Raw genomic sequence first — 19,555 nt, 5'->3', positions numbered from 1 at the left:
TTATTTATTCGCATGTCAGGGTTTAACTCAGCATGGCTATACCGAGGTTCAGCCTTTACTGGCGCGTATTTTTAAGGAATACGGCTTACCTTGGGCAATCCGCAGTGATAATGGAGCGCCTTTTGCTTCAGTTGCGTTAGGGGGACTGACCAAATTATCCAAGTGGCTAATTGATTTAGGTATTCGCCCNGAACGTATTGAAGCAGGAAAACCACAGCAAAATGGTCGTTTAGAGCGAATGCACAGGGAGTTGAAGCGCTATATTGCAAAGGTGGATACGCTTAAGGTAGAAATGCATGAATTCCAACAAAAGCTGGATATTTTTAGAGAAGAGTTTAATCAACTGCGTTCACATGAAAGTCTGGAAAGACAAATGCCGGTGAGCTGTTATACACCTTCAATCCGTATTTATCCCACACGGATTGAAGAATATGAATATCACCAAGAGGCTATTTTACGAAGTGTACGGCATAATGGTGAAATCAAATGGCGTGGAAAATTACTCTATATTAGTGAAGTGCTAGCAGGTGAAAAAATCGCCTTTTTACCCAAAGGTGATGGATTATGGGAAATGTTTTATCGGTTTCATTTTCTTGGTGAACGAGATGACATCACCCAAAGAATTATCCGCCCAACATCGTGGCATAAACCCGAAGTGTAAACGATGTCATCGGGTTAATATGTAAAGGATGTTCGGGTTGTACCTTGCCATGATTTAAAACGCCGCGCAAATTCCGCCACCTTGTCCCAATCGGTGTATTCGATTTCTTTCGTCGTGTCGGTTTCGCCGCCGGTGATTTTCATAATCAAACGGATCATGAAACGGTCAAAAAAACGGTAACGCGGATAACGCAGCGCACCGGCGAAAACCGCACTTTGGGTTGGTTGCCAATCGATCCGTTGTAGAAATTTACGGGTATAAACATTGGTTTCAGGCGTGTTTTTATCGGCTTTGCGCGCGGTGAGGTTCACGCTGTAGAAAGCGCTTTTTTTGCGGTTTAGCAACTGCGCATGGCGCTGAATATAAGGCTCAAGCGCTTTGTTAAAATGGCCGTAGCGGATTGAGGCACCGATAACAATGTTATCGTAACCGCTTAAATCGTACTGGTCGGCTTGGCTTAATGCGGTTAATTCCAGCACCGCACTTTGATCCGCCGCTTGCATTTCGGCAGCCATCGCTTGCGCGATTTTTTGCGTTTGCCCGTCAACGGACGAATAAATAATCAAGGTTTTCATCAACAATAACCGCTCTTTTATTTTTCTTTTTAACTTTTCCAAAATGCCGGCGTGAACAGCACCAGCAAGGTAAATACTTCCAACCGTCCGCAAATCATGGCGAAGGTCAAGATCCATTTCGCACTGTCAGGGATTGAGACAAAATTGCTGCTGATACTGCCCAAACCCGGTCCGAGGTTGTTTAAACAGGCAACCACCGCATTAAAAGCATCAAAACTGTCCACGCCGCAGGCAATCACCGCCAACAAACAGAGGACAAAAATCAGCAGATATGCGGAAAAAAACGCCCAAATGCCTTGGATAATCCGCTCGGATAACACTCTGTCACCCAATTTAATCGGCTGAACGATATTCGGATGAACCAGTCGGTTCATCTCCCGTTTTCCCTGCACCAACAGCAACAGCACGCGAATCACTTTCAAACCGCCGCCGGTCGAACCGGCGCAACCGCCGATAAACGAGGTCATCAGCAGCAACATCGGTAAAAACGAAGGCCAACTGTCGAACGAAGACGTGGTGAAGCCGGCGGTGGTGGAAATCGACACCGATTGAAACAGGGCGTGCTCAAAGGCTTCGCCGATACCGGAAAAATAGTTGTAGCCGACTAAGCTGAAGGTGCAGATTGCCACCAATGCCAGCTGGATAAACAGAAAAGCCTTGAATTCCGGATCGGTGAAATACAATTTAAAAATATTGCTTCTGCCCAGCTCAAAATAGGCGGAAAAATGCAGCGCGAAGTTACAGCCGGAGATAAACAAAAACACCGCCGCAATCAGGTTGATCGCCGTGCTGTCGAAGTAGCCCATGCTAGCATCGTGGGTGGAAAAGCCACCGATCGAAATGGTGGAAAAACTGTGGCTGATCGCATCAAAAACGTCCATGCCGGCAGCCCAATACGCCAACGCACACAACAGGGTCAAAGTGGAATAGATTACCCACAACGCTTTGGCGGTTTCGGCGATACGCGGGCGCATTTTTTGCTCTTTTAGCGGTCCGGGCATTTCGGCACGGTAAAGCTGCATGCCGCCGATCCCCAACAGCGGAATAATCGCGATCGCCAATACGATGATCCCCATACCGCCCAACCATTGCAGCATTTGGCGGTAGAATAAAATCGCTTTCGGCAGGCTGTCCAAGCCGACGATCACCGTGGCGCCGGTGGTGGTCAAGCCGGAAAAGGATTCGAAAAAGGCGTTGGCAACGTTTAGTTGCGGGTGATCAAATAACATAAAGGGTAACGAGCCGACGCTGCCGAGCACCACCCAGAACAGCACCACGATCAGAAATCCCTCGCGCGAACGCAATTCGTGCTTATGGTTGTGGGTCGCCCACCACAATATCGCACCGATCACTAAGGTAATAAAAAAAGTTTCGACAAACGCACTGCCGCCGCCGTCATCGTAAAGCAAGGCGATAAATGCCGGCGCCAGCATGGTGAGCGAAAAACACATCACCAAAATGCCGACAATGCGAATAATTGACTGTATATGCACGCTGTTTTCTCTTATGCTTTTTTAGGCTCTGCCAATCTCAAACGACCGCCGCTGCGATCGATTAAGGCTTGCGCAAAGTCGGTAAACTGTTGTTCACTGATCCCCAATTGCAACTCGACGGATTGGTTGAATTGCTGCGACCAAATCTCGATTTGATGATGTTTGATCAGTTGCTGCACCAAATTGATTTGCTCATAATCACACGTTAAATCAAATCGTTGCCGCTCGATTTTTTCAACCGTCAACAACTGTTTCAACGCCTGCTGCACGCCGTTGCCGTAGGCGCGTACCAAACCGCCGGTGCCGAGCTGAATACCGCCGTAATAACGTACCACCACCGCACTGATTTCGCCGATACGGCTGCCGAGCAACACATTTAACATCGGTTTGCCTGCGGTGCCGGACGGTTCGCCGTCATCAGAAAAACCCAATTGCTGCGAATCGTTCGGTCGTCCTGCTACCGCTGCCCAGCAGTGATGACGGGCATTCGGGTGCTGCTGCTTCACCTGCTGCCAAAACGCCCTCGCCTGTTCGATTCCCTGCGTCGGTTGCAGATAGGTAATAAAACGGCTCTTCTTAATCTCTTCGCTAAACTCGACCGCACTTTCGGGTATCAAATAACGCATTGTTGCTGTTTCAACTCTATTTGTAAAGGGTTAGCCGCCAAGTGCGGTCAGCGCATTTTGGGTCAGGTTTTCCGCTCCGTTCGCCGTGATGACGATATTGTCTTCGCTGCGGATTCCGCCGTACGCGGTAAAGCGATCGATTTTCTGCCAGTTAAACTGCTTGGCTAACGGGTGATTGCGCCACGCCTGCAATAACATCGGGATAAAATACAGACCCGGCTCCACCGTCAGCACCATATTCGCCTCTAAATTGCGCGTGCAGCGCAGGCTCGGATAAACCTCCGGCGGTGCTTTATGCGTACCGCGCCGGTTTTGCTGAAAACCCGCCACATCATGCACCTGCAAGCCCAACAAATGCCCCAAGCCGTGCGGAAAGAAAGTGCGGTTAATCCCTTCCTCGAAAATCTGCTCCGCCGGCAAACGCACCAAATCAAAATCATGCAGTATTGCGGCGATCGCTTGCTGCATCATGGTGTGGTAACTGAGGTAATTGTAACCGACCTGCATTTGTTCGATAATCACCAATTTATTGCGATCCAACACCTGAACCATTTGCGCAAATTCATCATTCGGATCAAAGCTGTAACTGCGGGTAATATCGGCGGCGTAGCCCAAATAACTCGCACCGGCATCGAGTAGAAAACTCAAGCGTTGCGGCGGGTTTTGCGTTTGCAAACGGGTGTAGTGCAACACCGCACTATGCTGATTAATCGCCACGATATTGCCGTAGGGCACGCTCAAATCCGATTGCTCACTGGCACGCAAATACGCCAAGTTAATCTCAAATTCCGATTGCCCGTCGAAGAAAGCCGCTTGCGCCGCCTGATGTCCTTTTAAGGCGGCAAATTGCGCCTGTTGCAAGCAATGCAGCTCATAATCGGTTTTGATACTGCGTTGATAATGCAGGTAATTGAGGGCTTTTTGCGGATTAATTTGACGAAAACCGAACGCTTGCGCCAACGCCACTTCCTCGCCCAGATACAAAGTGCGGTCAAGATCATGGAAATGGGTTTTGATGTCATCGGCGTGTTTCAGAATCGTCCACTCAAACTCCGCCGTCCAAAACGCCTGTGGCGCAGCTTCGTGCAAATACCAATAGTCATCGGGCTGATAAAAATACAAGTGCGGTTTGTTCACGCCGTCCAGATATAACCAGCTGCCGACCGCATGGGTGTGCGGCACGAAATAGTTAAACAACGGATTGATTTTAAACGGTTTGGTTTGATCGTCTAAAAAATGGTACTGCTCTTCTCCGGCGTGAATCCAAATGCCGTCGGCACGGTTGGTCTGCAAAATATCCTGCGCCAATGCTTGCAATTGATTAAGGTGTTGCTGAAAAAGGGATTGCATTGTGAGGGCTTCCTTTCAAAAAACTGCTATAATTGCGCCATTATATAGTGGGATAAGAGAAGTAGCCAATAATATGACCGAACCTGAGATTAATCAAACATTAGACACCCAAGGACTGCGCTGCCCCGAACCGGTGATGTTGGTGCGCAAAAGCATTCGCCATATGCAAGACGGCGAAGTGGTGTTAGTGATCGCCGATGATCCTGCCACCACGCGCGATATTCCGAGCTTTTGCCAATTTATGGATCACACTCTGCTGTACAGCGATACGGCACAAACACCGTATCGTTATTGGGTGAAAAAGGGAAAATAGAGCGGATTATTGCGGCGCAAATAATGCCTGATGCAGTTGTTTTAATTTTGTTTTTTCCTGTTCCAGCCGCAATCCCTGCTCAGCATACTGCAAGCTGTATTCCGCCTGCCGGCGGGCTGCTTGCCGAACGCTTGCTTCCGGCGCCTGCGTGGCGATGATTTGCAAAATTTTTTGTAAATGTACCTGAATTTCCAGTGCCGCAGCACCATCGCGGGCAATCGGTGCAAAAGCATGATCGACCAAATCCTGCTCGTTCATATGAACAATCGCCAAGCGAGGATATTTAAGCGGCTCTGCTTCTTGCGACTCCGCCACTTGCGTCTCTGCCTTGGCGTCCAACAACAAACGCATTAAAATCGTCAGCACTTTAATTGCCGTGCCGGGATCATTGATCGCCGGCGACAATGCCCGCTGGGCGACCTCGCTCAATACTACCATGCCGAATTTCGGATCTTGGGCATAACTGCGGCCGTCCTCCAACACAAAGGCATCGCAGATACTGTCCGACAACGACGCCGGCGCCTTGTCCAGATAAGCCAGCACCATACCTGAATACACCAGATCCCCCGGTCTAACCATAATTTCAAGCCGGCAATCTTCATGTTCCGCAATTGCTTGCAGATGCGGCAGATTGATATGCGTCAGATAGCCGCTGGAACGGGCATGAATCGCATGGCGAAATCCGGCTTGCCGCAGACGATTCGCCCCCATAAACGGGCTGCTGCGATAGGCCTTCAACGTGTTTGCCGTCGCTTGTTCTATTTTATTCAGGGTATTATTCATTCGTCCTAATTGCGACAGGGTTTTCACCCAACGAATCAGGGTATAAATCAGATAGGCTAAAACCGCCAATGTGCCGAGAAACAGAATAAACCGTCCTGATTCTTGGTAATAGCCGATACCCAACGCCGTTTTGGCGATCACCGCATAAACAAAGGCGGAAATAAAACTGGCGATTGCGACCCGAGTATTGTCGTCGCCCATCACCAGCTCCGTTGCCCGCGGCGTCGCATTGTTTGAGGCTGACGCAAATGCGGAAACCATAATGGAAAGTGAAAACGTGCTCACCGCCAACATGCTTGAAGCAATGATACTGAGCAGAGCGTCGAGGGTCTCCGGTTTAACCTTTAAAATAAACGCTTCCGGCAACAGCCCATTGACCGAAGCGGCGAGCAGCACGAATAGAATGGCGGCAAATGCGCCGAATACCGGCGTTATCCATAACGTATTACTGGGCTTTTTCAGCCACAGCAACCATGTAAACAATTTATCTTTTAATACCATAACCTCGTACCATAACCTAATATCATAGCCGTGTTCCTTACCTGCACCGACGGCAATATCTGCCGCCGCTCAGACTAAATCCTTGTGCATATTATGGTGCGGCACACCTTCTTCATCATAGCCGTCGCCATAAACTTGATAACCGCACTTTTGGTAAAACGCAATCGCCGTATCCTGTGCCCCTAAAATGGTTTTCTCACTGCCCTGCGCTTTGGCGCGTTGTTCCATTTCTGCCAGCAGGCGCTCGCCCAATTTGTTGCCGCGTTGCGATTTCAGCACCGCAATACGTTGTAATTTATGAATGTTGTCCGCATAACGATACATGCGTGCGGTTGCCAACGGCTCGCCGGCAGCAGAATACAGGGTGAGGTATTCGCATTGCGCTTCCAATTCATCAATTTCAATGCTCATTGAAAAGCCCTGTTCTTCGACAAAAACGGTTTTGCGAATCTGCAAGCCGTCCAAATAGACCGGATCCTGCAGGCAGTTTGTCCAGCGCGGCGTGATCATATCGGCTCCTTACAACAATAAAAATAATTAACCATTATGCCGATCAGCGAATGCCTGCGCAATCGCTCGGATTACAGAACGGACGAATATTTCTATTTTAAGGGATTTTTTGTGTCGTCTGAATCAACCGTATATCGCCTAGGGCTTCATGACAATGCGTTTATGAGGGGATTTTTGTTCCTGAAAATACAGATTCAAGGCAAAAAACGCAGCAAGATTGGCCATCTTGCGAGGCTTTTTAACCCAACAGGCACGTTTTCAGAGGCGAAAAGCAGCCGTAAATCGAATGGTCAGGAAGCCCTAACAATTGCACCGCACTTTTCACATTTCACAATCCAAGTGCGGTGCAATCCCCCTACTTCCCCTTGCGCACTTCGGTAATGCTTTTGCCGCCGAGGCCGTAGTTATCCATGTCGATTTCGTCGATCACCACCACGGTGGTGGCGGGGTTTTTGTTCAGCACCCGTGCCAAGAGCTCGGTGACGCCGGCGATCAGTTCGGCTTTTTGTTCGGTGCTGGGGGCTTCGCTGCCGCCGGTTAGTTTGATATTGACATAAGGCATTTCAATGGCTCCTCTTGAATGAATGTGGCGTTAACAGGCACAGTGCCGTGGCCAGCCACAAGGCCGCGGCGGCGAAAATCAGTGCGCCGGAGAAGGTGCCGCTGCGTTGGTAGAGGGCATCGGCGGCCAGCGGGCCGGCAATTTGGCCGATGCCGTAAACTGCGGTCATCACCGCCAGCATATTAAACGATACTTTGGCCGCCAGCGCACGGGCGGCGGGCATGGCGATGGTGACCGTGCCCATAAAAGTGCCGCCCACCAGCACGGCGCTGGCAAGCGACAACGGCAGCGAAGTGCCGAACGCCGGCAGCATCACGCCGAAGCCCTGAATCAGCAAATTCAGCAACAGGCTGCGGCGGGCGCCGAGGCGCAGATTGATGCGGTGCCACAAAAAACACGACGGAATCGCGCCAAGGCCGAACACCGCCCACACATGAATCGCGCCCACGCCGCCCAGCGCCTGATTAATCAGCACCGGCAGATAAGTGGCGGTGATGATGTAGCCCAGCCCGGCCAAACCGTAAATGCCGATCAACTGCCACGGGTTGGAAAAGACCGACGCCGCCGGCGCTGCGCCGCTGTTCGGCTGATTAACCGCCGCCGGACCGTCGCGGCGCGAGCGCCACAACACCGTGCAGGCAAACGCCGCCAACAGCGCGCCCGCCAGCGCCAGCAGCAGCCAAATAGACATGCTCCGCCACCCCGCCGCGCTGCTCAAGGCGATGATTTCCGCCGACAGAAAAATGCCGACACCAACGCCGGAATACAGCAACGGCGCGCTGTGCGGCCGGTTCATATAATGCAGCAGCCACACCGAGCCCGCCACCAGCGCCACCGCGCTGAACACCCCCGCCAAACCGCGAATCCACACCAGCGCCCATGTGGCGCTGACCACGCCGGGCAAAGCCAGCGCCGCCACCGTCGCCAGCAACGCAAAAATGCCGGCAAGCGGCGCATGGCGCACATTCAGCTTCGCCAACGCCAACGCACCGAGCAGATAGCCGGCATAATTGGCCGATGCCGCCAGCGAACCGGCGGAAACGCTGAGCAGGTTTTCCGTTACCATCAGCGGATAAATGCCGGTGAAGGCAAACCGCCCGAAGCCCATGCCGACCACCAAAACCATCATCGCCGCCAACCCCGACAGCCGCTGCGCTTGCGTGTGTGCGCTGTTCATCAATCGCTTCCGTCCTGTATTTTTTATGAAAGTATAAACATTCTTTGTCAAATAAAAAGGCTATAATCGGAACAAGATTTATACCGAAAATTTGAAAATCAGGCGGTTATCATGATTCAACAACTGAAAAACATCACCTCTTTCGTGCAGGCCGCCGAATCCGGCAGCTTCACCCTCGCCGCCCAGCAGCTCGATTTGTCGCCCGCCGCCGTGAGCCGCAACGTCGCCATGCTCGAACAACACTTGCAGGTCCGCCTGTTCAACCGCACCACCCGCAGCCTGAGCCTCACCGACGAAGGCCAGGCCTTTGCCGTGCGCGCCAAGCAGATTCTGACCCTGCTCGACGAAGCCGCCGCCCATGTGCAAAGCAACCGCCGGGCCGTGGCCGGCACGGTGAAAATGTCGATGGCGAACGTGATCGCCCGCCGCTTGGTGATGCCGCTGATTCCCGAGTTGCAGCGCTGCTATCCGCACATCGACGTAGAAATCAATTTCGACGACCAAATGATTGATTTTGTCCAAGGCGGCTACGATTTGGTGCTGCGGGTGGGCGTGTTGGAAAACAGCACCCTGGTTGCCCGCCACATCTGCCGTCTGCACAACGTCCTCGCCGCCTCGCCTGCCTATCTCGCCGCCTGCGGCACGCCGCAAAACGTGGCCGACCTCGCCCGCCACCGCCTGATTGCCCGCCGTTTTTCCAGCGGCAAACTGAAACTGTGGCAGTTCCGCCAAGGCGACAGCGGCATCTATCCATACGAATTTCCGCGCCGCATCCTCACCCTTTCCGACCCCGAATCCATCGCCGACGCCGCCGTCAACGGGCTGGGCATTGCCGAAGTGCGCGGCTACATCGCCCGACAGGCGTTGCAATCCGGCCGGCTGCTGCCGATTCTGCCCGCGGCCTACCACAGCGACGACAGCCCGCTGGTGCTGCAATATCCGCACCGCACTTTGCTTGCCCCGCGGGTGCAGGCGGTGGTGGATTTCCTGCTACAAAAACTGGCGCAACAACCGGATTTGCAACGGTTTTAACCGCCATACCGCCGCCCGAACCGCACTTTGCATGGATAAAAGTGCGGTTCAGACGGCCTTTTCCCATGCTGCGGCAAGTGCGGTTCAAGCGATGGTAATATCTTTTATAAATGATAACGATTTGCATTAATTTACCAGACTTGCTAGAGTGGCATCATGTAGTGAACTATCGTGCTGAACTATCGTGGCGGAATATCAATATATTCCGTATCAATAATCTCGGGAGGCGGGGATTTTCATTCCGGCTTCCGACCCTGCGGTGCTGCAAATCCGGAGCAGACAATGGACAAACTGACACTGAATCTCGAAAACCATATCGCCGAAACCCTACTTATCACGCTGTATGCCAAAGCGGTGGAAAGCAAGCGCAAGCATCCGCTGATCAACGACCCCGACGCCTGCAGAATGGCGGCACAGCTTGATTATGATTTCAGCAAATACCGCAACACAAAAGCCAGCACCGCCGGTGTTGCCATTCGAGCATCGCATTTTGACCATATGGCGGCAGAGTTTATCGAGCGGCATGCCCGGCCGGTGGTGGTGTCGGTCGGCTGCGGTCTGGATACGCGGCGGCAGCGCCTCGGCGCGGCGGGCGGCAAAGCGGTTTTTTATTTGCTCGATCTTGCCGAGGTGATTGCCGTCAGAGCGCAACTGCTGCCGCCTGCCGACAATGAAATCCTGAGCGGCGTTTCGATGTTGGAAACCGCGTGGATGGACGATTTGCTGAGCCGTTATCCCGACGGGGATTTTCTGTTTGTGATTGAAGGCGTGCTGATGTTTTTTACCGAGGCCGACTGCCGTTTTTTGCTGGTTGAGCTGGCCAAACGCTTCGACGGCGCCCAAATCCATTTCGACCTGCCCAATCAATGGTTGAGCCGCAGGACATCATGGCACGATGCCGTCAGCAAGACCAACGCCGTGTTCAAATTCGGCCTCGACAATCCGCAGGAAATCGAAACATGGCATCCGCACCTGCACCACCAACGCACTTGGCTGTTCCCCGAATTCAAGGGTTGGCGCCGCATGGGCTGGGGGCTGACGCTGTTGATGAGCCTGATTCCGGCGCTTAAACATTCGATGCAGATGATTGCCTATAAAGTGGTGTTCGCACCGCAAAACCACAGCCGTGCGGACGGACACAGCAAATAATGACAAACGCCGTCTGAAACCGCACTTTGCTTGTTTGCCATGCGGTGAATAAGTGCAACCCTTCGCCGGATTGTTATCGTGATTTCCCGAATGCGATTGATATTGGTACGGATTTGGACTATACTAATATTAGTACGGAGTTGTACTAATTTTTATAGGAAAATCATGTGTTGAAAGAAAACAAAGCATTGGCAAGCGAGCTTGACAGGTATTATTCGTTGTGGCGTGAAAGCAATCATCTGTATGAGGAATGGTCAAAATTACAGGGATTGTCTTTTAACAGCGTGATGGTTTTATATTTCATTCGTGAAAATACAGAACATTGCACTCAAAAAATGATTAGCCAAAAATGGCTGATTCCCAAACAAACCGTCAATATGATTTTGAAAGACTTGGAAAAGCGCGGTTTTATCCTGCTGGTTCCGCTGCCGTCTGACAAAAGAAACAAACACATTCAATTCACCCGCGCAGGCGAAGAATATGCCGAAAGTATTGTCAGCGAACTGCGGAAAAAAGAGTTATTTGCCATGGAGCGTATCGGAATCGAACGCATCAAGGCATTTAATGACTGCTTGGCACAATACATAGCGCTATTTAACAGCGGTGAAAAAAATGTATCGCTATAATCATTTTATCAAGTTTGTCATGCCCTCTATTCTGGCATTCGCCTTATCGGGGGTGTATACCATTGTCGATGGTTTTTTTGTCGGTCAAAGCTTGGGCGACATCGGATTGGCATCGATTACTTTGGGTTATCCGATAGCGGCATTTATTCAGGCGGTGGGAACGGGCATCGGATTATCCGGCGCCATACATTTCACCATCCTGCATGCACAAAAAAGAAATCACGAGCAAAAAGCCTGCTTCGGCGGCACAACGCTGTTAATGCTATTGGTGAGCGCACTCATCACCGCACTGCTGTTGTTGTTTTTGTATCCTTTGCTTAATGCCTTCGGCGCAGAGGGGGACGTGCTGCAACTGACTGCCGACTATATCAGGGTGATCGCACTGGGGGCGGTGTTTCAACTGTTGGCAACCGGATTTGTCCCTTTTATCCGCAACATGGGCGGGGCAACATTCGCAATGGTTGCGATGATGATCGGCTTTGTGGCAAATATTATCTTGGATTACCTGTTTGTTTGGGTTTATCAACTCGGCATGTCGGGCGCGGCGTGGGCGACTGTCATCGGGCAGGCGATGACAATGCTCGCCGCAATCGGTTATTTCAGGCATCAAAAAACAGGGTTCCATCTGCCCGCCAAGCAGGCCATCGTCGGATTTTTCGGAAAAATCCTCAAGGTATCGCTTGCACCGTTCGGTTTGACCTTTTCTCCCATCATTACCATGATTTTGATGAACCGTTTTCTACTGTTTTACGGCACGTCGCAATCTATAGTCGGAGAAATTAGATTCTGATACAAGGCGGCGAGCCGCAGACAGTACAGATAGTACGGCAAGGTGAGCCAACGCCGTAGCAGAAACTAATTTCTTCGACTTTATTGCGGTTTACAGCGGAATCGGCTATGTCACCTCGATTGTGTATTTGTTTTTGCAAGGCGTGGGCGACGGCAGCCAGCCCTTAATCAGCCGTTATTACGGCGAAAAAAACACAGCGGTGATGAACCGAATCAGGCTGTTTGCCCATAAAACCGGTTTAAGCATCACCTTGGTATGTGCCGCCTTATTGTTTTTGGCGCGGGGCAATATCGGCATTTTGTTTGGTGCGTCTGCCGAAAGCAACCAAGGGATAATTTCATATTTGCCGTTGTTTTTGGCGGCCATGCCTTTGGTGTCGTTTATCAGAATCACCACTTCGTATTTGTATGCAACCGAAAAAGTCGGATACTCTTATATCTTGGTGTATGCCGAGCCAATCATATTATTGCTGTTTTTATCGACAATCCCGCTTTGGTTCGGTCTGCCCGGCGTGTGGGCGGCGGTTCCCTTATCCCAACTCATTGCCTTTGCGGCGGCTGTTTTGATTAAGTACCGAATGGATTATAAAGCGGCGTAACCGCACACCAAACCTGCCATTTCCCATATCAACGCAATGTAATACCGCCTGAACCGCACTTTCGCATGCAAACGCTTGCACTATTCCAACCACTCACCGCTTGCGGTTGCCCGCATAAATAAAATACAGGGCAAAGCCCAAGCAGATGACTGCGAGCAGGCGTGGCAGGGAGAAGGCGATGGCGGGATTGTGAAACCAGCCGAAGGTGTCGATCAGCAAACTCATCGACAACTGCCCGAAAATCACCGCCACCGTGGCGACGGCAGTGCCGAGTTTGGCGACCACCAGCACCATCACGGCGATGTACACCATGCCCAGAAATGCGCCGGTGAGTTGCCATTTGGGTACGTCGAGCAGGGTCAGGTCGTATTTCGGTTCGAAAAACAGCACCAGCAGGCCGGTGACAATCGTGCCGAGCCCGAAATTCAAAAACGTGCCGGCGAACACGCCCACCTGCGTGCCCAGTTTGCCGTTGACACTGGCCTGCACCGCCAGCGCCACGCCGCCGAGTACGGCGAAACACAACATCAGCACGATCATGACAATTCCCCCCACGCCATCAAGCCGAGCGCCGCCACGATAAAGCCGAGTGCAATCAGACGCTGGCGGTTGAACGGCTGCTGCTTTGAGCCGAACAGGGCGTAATGGTCGTTAAGCAGGCTTTGTGCGATCTGCCCCATCAGCACGCCGATCATGGTCACCGCCACCCCGATGACCGGCGTCGCCAGCGTCAGCACCACCACATAAACCGGCCCCAGCAAGCCGCCGCCGAGCTGCCACGCCGGTTGTGCAAACAGCGACGGACGCTGACGCGGGGCAAAAAACAACATCAGCAAAAAGCTGACGCACGCCCCAATGCCGAAAATGCTGAACGTCGCCCACAATTTGCCCACCTGCTGCCCCAACGGCCCGAGCAAACCGGCTTCCACCGCCAAACTGGCGCCTGCCAGCACCGTGGCCAAAATCAATATCAGTTGCATATTTCTCCCTTGTCATAACTAATCACCGTCAAATACATTCACTTTGAAAGGCGGTACAAGCAGTACGGCAAGCGAGTTTGACGAGGTGTTCAATAGCGTTGAAAAGATAATATATTATTATATTGATTCAAAATACTTTATCAATTGGCAAAAATCGGCAATACTATCCATAAATATGGATAATCAAGCGAGAAACCCCATGAACCCGATTCACGCCATGCGCGCCTTTGTGCGTGTTGCCGAAAGCCTGTCTTTTCATCAGTCGGCACAACAGCTCGGTATTCCCCGTTCCACTTTAAGCAAACAAATCAGCGACTTGGAGCAGCATTACGCCGTGAAACTGCTGCACCGCTCCACCCGCAGCGTCGCGCTGACCGTCGAAGGGCAGGCGTTTTACCGGCAGGCGGTGCACTTGTTGGCGGAATTCGACGAGCTGGAACAGCGGATGAAACACGGGCGGCAGGCGGTGCAGGGGCATTTGCGGGTGGACATGCCGATGATGTTTGCCGAACGGCTGTTTATCCCCAAACTGCCCGATTTTTACGCCCGCTACCCCGACATCAAACTCACCCTCGGCATCAGCGACCGCACCGTCAATCTGGTCGAACAGAGCGTGGATTGCGTGATCCGCATCGGCAACGTGCGTAACGAATCGCTGATCGGGCGGCAGTTCGCCGAATTCGAATTCGTCACCTGTGCCGCCCAAGCTTACTTGGCACAATACGGCACGCCGCAAACCCCGCAAGCCCTGCAACAGCACCGCATCGTCGGCTATTTTTCCGACAGCGACGGCATCCAACCGCTGCTGTTCGCCCAAGCCGGCGGCAAACCCTACGCCGTACGCGATTTTCACTACGCCGCCAACGGTGCCAACGGCATTCTGGAAATGATTCGCGCCGGCCTAGGGATAGGACAGCAACTCAAAGCCTTTATCGCCCCGTGGCTGGCAAACGGCGAATTGCAAACCCTGCTCGACGACTACCGCCGCCCGCCCCTGCCCGCCTACCTGCTCACCCGCGACCGCCGCCAAAGCACCCGTTTGAAAGTATTCAGCGACTGGGTGGTGGAAACCTTCGGCGATCACAGTCAGCCATAACACCGTACAATCACCGTATAAAAGGCCGTCTGCAACCGCACTTTTGCTTAAAAAGTCGTTTCAGACGGCATTAGGCACGTTGCAACACCAACATGACAAACAAAAACGCCTTGCAACAGCAAAGCGTTTTTTATTCATTAGAAAATAATATCTAGAATTAGGCGTTTTTTCTTGCAGCAACAAAACTGCCAGCCGTGCCGTGGTCAATAACAAATTTCCAAGAACCATCAGCTTGCTTGCGAACAACTTCCATATTTCTGTCGGTAACGGTGGTGACATTGCCGTTTTCATCTTGAAAACTGGCAGACCACTCACCACTGCACACCGCAAGCGTACCATCAGCGGACACAAAAGCATGCGGACCTGACAGCCATTTTAACTCTACAGCGTCAAGCAGTCCTGTGGTCGGCACAGAGATTTGGGCGTGTCCTTCGGCACGATTGCCATCGTCCAAAATCCATACCGCTTCCTCTTCAAACAAAGACAAAATACCGTCCAAGTCTTTTTGACGGGCGAATTCAAAAATGAGCATATCGCACTCTTCAGGTTTCATTGCCTTGGGTCTTGGGTTCAAATCTTGTTGTTCGGTCATAACTTCGCTCCTGTAATGATGTGGTGTTTAACATCATGCCATACGCCATCATGCTGAGTGGTCAGGCACGTTTGGATAAGCACGCAATGGTAAGCAAATGTGCTTGATAATAAGGGCAAAACGACACTTGAATATCTTGAATTGGTTCAGTTGTTTACCCGCCGGTTATATATAAGGGAGCGGAAGTGAAATATCAAGGAGGTTAGAGGTTATTTATGTTTGTGGTAAGTCGGAGTATTCAGACGGCAAACTTTATGCCGTCTGCAACCGCACTTTTGCTTAAAAAGTCGTTTCAGACGGCATTGTTGTTTATGTTTAAGAATCAACGCAAATTCTTGCTTTGCACATTCTGCCAATTGCGGTTTTTGCTGATTTCGGCATTTTGCCCTACAAATACTTGTTTGGCTTGAGTGTCGCCATTTAATGTGTATAAAAACCATGCCGCCATATAGCCGTTTGGCACATACAGCATGGCGCCGTGGTCTTCGCCTTTTCGCTGTGCCATCACTGCTTGCCCGTTGATTTTGTTGAAGTTGTTTTTAAGCGAACTCAAAGGAGCAATGCCACCTGCGGTTTCATCAGGTTTGCCTGCATCAAAAACGCCTGTGCCTGAGGTTTCAAAATATGGCACGTTGATTTTGCTCGCGTCATAATCCCAGCCTAAATCCCGTGCCAGACGGTGCTGGGTGGTGCTAGCGGTATAGACTGAGCGGATAAGGCGGCTGTTGGCTTGTGTGGTCGCGGCATTAATCGCTCCGACACCGCCTTGCGAATGCCCGGATACGCCGATTTTATGCGGGTTGATTTTTTGATAAAGCGGGCTGTTTTTGTCTTGATTCAACGACAAGGCAAAATCCAAGCTGCCTGCCACGCCGCCGCCTGTCCATGATGTGCCTTCTTGCGAACCGATGACCACAAAGCCGTGGCTTGCCAAGTGTTGCAACACCGCTTCGTATGACGATACTTTCATGCCCGTGCCGTTTGCCAGCACAATCAAGGGGTACTGACCGCCCATTTGCGGATAATAGACGGTGAAATAATCCTGTGCTTTGTTTTGAGCCGGGAATTTTTGCACCGCAACGCTATATTGCCCCATTTGGCTGTATTGCTTTTCAAGCGGGGCGTTGGTCTGTACTTGGGTGATTTGCTCTACTTTCACCGCAAAGACTTGTTCGAGGGCTTGGCAGCCGACCAAGCCCAGCAAGGCGGCGGTGGTTAAGGCGGTGATGGTTTTTATGATTTTTATGGTGTGCATGATGGTTTCAGCCTGTTGATAAGTTAAAAATTGCTGATAATTTATCAAATTGCTACAATTTCGGTCAATGTGGTTTTTGTAAAACCATACCGGACGGAATGCCGTCTGAAGCCGTGTATTCAACGTGCCATTGCAGACGGCATAATGTTTCAAATCTTCGCTTATGTTTGAATACACCCAATAATTAAACACACCCAACACAAGGAAAAACCAATGTCCGCTTATGTTATCTTTATCCGTGATGCAATGCTCGACCGCCAAGCCTATGACAAATATCTTGAAGTCGCCGCCCCCACGCTCGCCAAACACCATGGCGAAATCATCGTATTCAATGGTGAAATTGAAGCCTTGGAAGGCGCGGCTGCCGACGGCTCGGTGGTGATTAAATTCCCCGATATGCAATCGGCGCGCAACTGGTATCACGGTGCGGAATATGCCGCAGTGAAATCACAACGGATTGCCGCTACCGAAGGGCGTGCGCTGCTGGTTGAGGGCATTGCCTGATAGCACCATGCCGTCTGAAACCGCACTTTCAAGCCTTTTTCAAACAGGCAAAGTGCGGTTCAGACGGCCTGTAAACACCGCCGTTCACACCGTTTCATTCGCGCGGTGTTTGCCAATCAGCAAACACGCCGCCGCAAACACCAGCCCGACCGCACCCGGCATCAGCATGCGTGCTTCAATCGCTGCGGTGCTCTCCACAAAGAAACCGAGCGAGGCACACACGCCGGCGGCAAACAGCAGCACCGCCGCCGCTTTTTGTTGCCAGCGCCGAATCGGCACATACCGCCCGTAACCGATGTTCAGCAGGGCAATCAACAGCAGATAGATATGATTGGCACGGTTTTGCATGCGGATGTAGCTGTCGGCCTCAAATTACGGCAGCACACTGTCGAGCAGGTAGTAGCCGGAACACAAAAACAGCAGTAAAAACGCCAAGCCGCCATAGAAATTCAATTTTTTCATTTGCCACCTCGTATTTGTTAGCATAAATGATTTGACAATAAATTCAGGCGGGTACCCTGAATTTATTTTAATCAAAAACAAATAAAATGTGCAGTCTTGTTTTTTAACGGTTTTTATGTGCAAGCGGCGTATCGAAAGGCTGAAATGCGGCAGACAGTACTTGGCAGACAAGGCCGTCTGAAACCGCACTTTCAAGCCTTTTTTAAACAGGTAAAAGTGCGGTTCAGACGGCCTTGTGTTTGATGGTTTGAAATGCTTAGGGAAATTGGGCATAGCAAAATGTGCGGCTTATTCCTCCACCCTATTCAGCCGGCAGGCTACGCTTGCCATGAGTTGCTGAGCACTACTATTTTTCTTATTTTATTTCACTATAGTGAAAAAACTTACGCTACTACGGCGTTGCTGCGCCTAACCGTACTATAGTGAAAGAAGTTAAGAAGTGATACTAGGAAAACGAGAGAAGATAGTACAAATAGTACAGCGAGCGAGTTTGACAACGTACCACAAATTAAATTCTTTCACTATACCTGTACTGTCTGCGGCTTGCTGTCTTGTATTAAAGTAAGTTTTTCCACTATATACCATCCGATGCATGCTGCAAAAGCGCTTTTATTCTGACCACCATTGACCTTACAATAAATAATCTGGGTTTTATTACCATTGAAACAACATAATAACAACCACCATACAACAAAGGATTTCCCATGAGCCGTTTTCCCGCCCAAATCAAAATCCCCGCCACCTATTACCGCGGCGGCACTTCTAAAGGCGTGTTTTTCAAGTTGACCGACCTGCCTGAAGCAGCACAAGTGCCCGGTGCCGCGCGCGACCAAATCCTGCTGCGCGTGCTCGGCAGCCCCGACCCCTACGGCAAACAAATCGACGGCCTGGGCAACGCCAGCTCGTCCACCAGCAAAGCAGTGATTCTGGCCAAAAGCACTACCCCCGGCCACGATGTGGATTACCTGTTCGGCCAAGTGTCCATCGACAAGCCGTTTGTCGACTGGAGCGGCAACTGCGGTAACCTCACCGCCGCCGTGGGCGCGTTTGCCATCAGCAACGGCCTGGTGGATGCGGCCAATATCCCGGCAGACGGCCTGTGCACCGTGCGCATCTGGCAAAAAAACATCGGCAAAACCATCATCGCCCATGTGCCGATGCACCAGGGCGCGGTACAGGAAACCGGCGATTTCGAGCTCGACGGCGTTACCTTCCCCGCCGCCGAAGTGCAAATCGAATTTCTCGACCCCGCCGAAGGCGATATGTTCCCCACCGGCGCCGTGGCGGATGATTTAGACATACCCGGCCTGGGCTGCCTGAAAGCCACTTTGATCAATTCCGGCATTCCCACCATTTTTGTCAACGCCGCCGACATCGGCTATACCGGCACCGAGCTGCAAGACGACATCAACAACGATGCCGCCGCACTGGAAAAGCTGGAAAAAATCCGCGCTTACGGCGCGGTAAAAATGGGTTTGATCAAAGATGTGGCCGAAGCCGCCACCCGCCAGCACACCCCCAAAGTGGCGTGGGTAGCGCCGCCGCAGGATTACATCGCCTCCAGCGGCAAGCCTGTGGCCGCCACCGATATTGATTTACTGGTGCGCGCAATGAGCATGGGCAAACTGCACCACGCGATGATGGGCACCGCCTCGGTGGCGATTGCCACCGCCGCCGCGGTGCCAGGCACATTGGTCAACCTGGCCGGCGGCGGCGAGCGCGAAGCCGTGCGCTTCGGCCACCCTTCCGGCACCTTGCGTGTGGGCGCGGCCGCCGTACGGGAAAACGGCCGCTGGATTGCCACCAAAGCCATCATCAGCCGCAGCGCGCGGGTGATGATGGAAGGCTGGGTACGCGTGCCCGGTGATGCGTTTTAAGCAAACACAGCACCACGCCGCACTGGTCGAAGCGGGTGCGGCC

The 19,555-nt window shown here is 51.8% G+C and carries 23 protein-coding genes; 10 read left to right on the top strand and 13 right to left on the bottom strand.

The genetic code is table 11. The features are described from left to right. The first annotated feature begins 238 nt into the window (after window positions 1-238). Window positions 239-661: a hypothetical protein gene (locus tag B8880_RS14885; protein ID WP_425273002.1), complete on the top strand. Its 423-nt coding sequence runs from the start codon at window positions 239-241 to the stop codon at window positions 659-661. A gap of 14 nt (window positions 662-675) precedes the next feature. On the opposite strand, the gene hemG is transcribed toward B8880_RS14885, so the two are convergent. From hemG to pepQ, 4 genes are read right to left on the bottom strand one after another with little or no spacing between them, the layout of a single operon-like run. Then, the gene (gene hemG / locus B8880_RS12715) at window positions 676-1,236 is read right to left on the bottom strand and encodes a menaquinone-dependent protoporphyrinogen IX dehydrogenase (protein ID WP_084257945.1); all 561 of its coding nucleotides are present in this window, start codon (window positions 1,234-1,236) and stop codon (window positions 676-678) included. Between the two features lie 29 nt (window positions 1,237-1,265). Continuing rightward, window positions 1,266-2,729, bottom strand: coding sequence for a TrkH family potassium uptake protein (locus B8880_RS12710; protein WP_084257944.1), 1,464 nt, complete (start codon window positions 2,727-2,729; stop codon window positions 1,266-1,268). 11 nt (window positions 2,730-2,740) lie between these two features. Continuing rightward, the gene (locus tag B8880_RS12705) at window positions 2,741-3,355 is read right to left on the bottom strand and encodes a YigZ family protein (protein ID WP_084257943.1); all 615 of its coding nucleotides are present in this window, start codon (window positions 3,353-3,355) and stop codon (window positions 2,741-2,743) included. 30 nt (window positions 3,356-3,385) lie between these two features. Then, entirely contained in the window at window positions 3,386-4,705 is a 1,320-nt protein-coding gene (gene pepQ / locus B8880_RS12700; RefSeq protein ID WP_084257942.1) for a Xaa-Pro dipeptidase, read from the bottom strand. A gap of 73 nt (window positions 4,706-4,778) precedes the next feature. Between pepQ and tusA the strand changes: the two genes are divergently transcribed. Next, the gene (tusA, locus tag B8880_RS12695) at window positions 4,779-5,018 is read left to right on the top strand and encodes a sulfurtransferase TusA (protein ID WP_084257941.1); all 240 of its coding nucleotides are present in this window, start codon (window positions 4,779-4,781) and stop codon (window positions 5,016-5,018) included. Window positions 5,019-5,024: 6 nt separating this feature from the next. Here the strand turns inward: tusA and B8880_RS12690 are convergent, their stop codons facing one another. From B8880_RS12690 to B8880_RS12675, 4 genes are all read right to left on the bottom strand, one after another. Further along, window positions 5,025-6,302 (bottom strand): DUF2254 domain-containing protein, encoded by a 1,278-nt coding sequence (locus tag B8880_RS12690; RefSeq protein ID WP_115306437.1) that lies wholly within the window; start codon window positions 6,300-6,302, stop codon window positions 5,025-5,027. A gap of 69 nt (window positions 6,303-6,371) precedes the next feature. Further along, window positions 6,372-6,812, bottom strand: a complete 441-nt coding sequence (locus tag B8880_RS12685) for a GNAT family N-acetyltransferase (protein WP_084257940.1) — start codon at window positions 6,810-6,812, stop codon at window positions 6,372-6,374. A gap of 355 nt (window positions 6,813-7,167) precedes the next feature. Next, window positions 7,168-7,374: a tautomerase family protein gene (locus tag B8880_RS12680; RefSeq protein ID WP_084257939.1), complete on the bottom strand. Its 207-nt coding sequence runs from the start codon at window positions 7,372-7,374 to the stop codon at window positions 7,168-7,170. 1 nt (window position 7,375) lies between these two features. Continuing rightward, window positions 7,376-8,551 carry a YbfB/YjiJ family MFS transporter gene (locus B8880_RS12675; protein ID WP_084257938.1) on the bottom strand — a complete coding sequence of 392 codons (1,176 nt, stop codon included), beginning with the start codon at window positions 8,549-8,551 and terminating at the stop codon, window positions 7,376-7,378. A 111-nt stretch (window positions 8,552-8,662) separates the two neighbouring features. Between B8880_RS12675 and B8880_RS12670 the strand changes: the two genes are divergently transcribed. The 5 genes from B8880_RS12670 (at window position 8,663) to B8880_RS12650 (ending at window position 12,746) form a co-directional block, all read left to right on the top strand. Further along, window positions 8,663-9,583, top strand: coding sequence for a LysR family transcriptional regulator (locus tag B8880_RS12670; protein WP_084257937.1), 921 nt, complete (start codon window positions 8,663-8,665; stop codon window positions 9,581-9,583). A 282-nt stretch (window positions 9,584-9,865) separates the two neighbouring features. After that, a complete protein-coding gene (locus B8880_RS12665) occupies window positions 9,866-10,732 on the top strand; it encodes a class I SAM-dependent methyltransferase (protein WP_084257936.1) in 867 nt (288 codons plus the stop codon). Window positions 10,733-10,899: 167 nt separating this feature from the next. Next, window positions 10,900-11,358 carry a MarR family winged helix-turn-helix transcriptional regulator gene (locus B8880_RS12660; RefSeq protein WP_208610922.1) on the top strand — a complete coding sequence of 153 codons (459 nt, stop codon included), beginning with the start codon at window positions 10,900-10,902 and terminating at the stop codon, window positions 11,356-11,358. Beyond that, window positions 11,345-12,148: an MATE family efflux transporter gene (locus B8880_RS12655; protein ID WP_084257935.1), complete on the top strand. Its 804-nt coding sequence runs from the start codon at window positions 11,345-11,347 to the stop codon at window positions 12,146-12,148. The genes B8880_RS12660 and B8880_RS12655 overlap by 14 nt, the downstream gene beginning before the upstream one ends. Before the next feature lie 82 nt (window positions 12,149-12,230). Next, window positions 12,231-12,746, top strand: a complete 516-nt coding sequence (locus B8880_RS12650) for an MATE family efflux transporter (RefSeq protein ID WP_084257934.1) — start codon at window positions 12,231-12,233, stop codon at window positions 12,744-12,746. Between the two features lie 93 nt (window positions 12,747-12,839). Here B8880_RS12650 and B8880_RS12645 read toward each other — a convergent pair whose 3' ends face one another. Together B8880_RS12645 and B8880_RS12640 are read right to left on the bottom strand one after the other, a co-directional pair. Beyond that, window positions 12,840-13,286 carry a DMT family transporter gene (locus tag B8880_RS12645; RefSeq protein WP_084257933.1) on the bottom strand — a complete coding sequence of 149 codons (447 nt, stop codon included), beginning with the start codon at window positions 13,284-13,286 and terminating at the stop codon, window positions 12,840-12,842. Further along, a complete protein-coding gene (locus tag B8880_RS12640) occupies window positions 13,283-13,726 on the bottom strand; it encodes a DMT family transporter (RefSeq protein ID WP_084257932.1) in 444 nt (147 codons plus the stop codon). Before B8880_RS12640 ends, B8880_RS12645 begins: the two co-directional genes overlap by 4 nt. Window positions 13,727-13,925: 199 nt before the next feature. Here B8880_RS12640 and B8880_RS12635 point away from each other — a divergent pair, with 199 nt between their 5' ends. After that, on the top strand, window positions 13,926-14,822 hold the full coding sequence (locus tag B8880_RS12635; RefSeq protein WP_084257931.1) for a LysR family transcriptional regulator: 897 nt from the start codon (window positions 13,926-13,928) through the stop codon (window positions 14,820-14,822). A 157-nt stretch (window positions 14,823-14,979) separates the two neighbouring features. Here B8880_RS12635 and B8880_RS12630 read toward each other — a convergent pair whose 3' ends face one another. Together B8880_RS12630 and B8880_RS12625 are read right to left on the bottom strand one after the other, a co-directional pair. Next, window positions 14,980-15,414 (bottom strand): YybH family protein, encoded by a 435-nt coding sequence (locus tag B8880_RS12630; RefSeq protein ID WP_084257930.1) that lies wholly within the window; start codon window positions 15,412-15,414, stop codon window positions 14,980-14,982. Between the two features lie 322 nt (window positions 15,415-15,736). After that, a complete protein-coding gene (locus tag B8880_RS12625) occupies window positions 15,737-16,669 on the bottom strand; it encodes a poly(ethylene terephthalate) hydrolase family protein (RefSeq protein WP_159460755.1) in 933 nt (310 codons plus the stop codon). Window positions 16,670-16,882: 213 nt separating this feature from the next. Between B8880_RS12625 and B8880_RS12620 the strand changes: the two genes are divergently transcribed. Continuing rightward, the gene (locus B8880_RS12620; RefSeq protein ID WP_084257928.1) at window positions 16,883-17,173 is read left to right on the top strand and encodes a DUF1330 domain-containing protein; all 291 of its coding nucleotides are present in this window, start codon (window positions 16,883-16,885) and stop codon (window positions 17,171-17,173) included. Window positions 17,174-17,257: 84 nt separating this feature from the next. Here the strand turns inward: B8880_RS12620 and B8880_RS12615 are convergent, their stop codons facing one another. Continuing rightward, complete coding sequence (locus B8880_RS12615) at window positions 17,258-17,521, bottom strand: ion channel (protein WP_084257927.1); 264 nt, start codon at window positions 17,519-17,521, stop codon at window positions 17,258-17,260. A gap of 818 nt (window positions 17,522-18,339) precedes the next feature. Between B8880_RS12615 and prpF the strand changes: the two genes are divergently transcribed. After that, window positions 18,340-19,512, top strand: a complete 1,173-nt coding sequence (gene prpF, locus B8880_RS12610; RefSeq protein ID WP_084257926.1) for a 2-methylaconitate cis-trans isomerase PrpF — start codon at window positions 18,340-18,342, stop codon at window positions 19,510-19,512. Window positions 19,513-19,555: the final 43 nt, after the last annotated feature.

Source organism: Pasteurella testudinis DSM 23072 (assembly GCF_900176075.1).
Taxonomy (GTDB): Bacteria; Pseudomonadota; Gammaproteobacteria; order Enterobacterales; family Pasteurellaceae; genus Chelonobacter; species Chelonobacter testudinis.
Note: the sequence above shows the minus strand (reverse complement) of the source record. Positions and strands in the feature narration are given on the sequence as shown.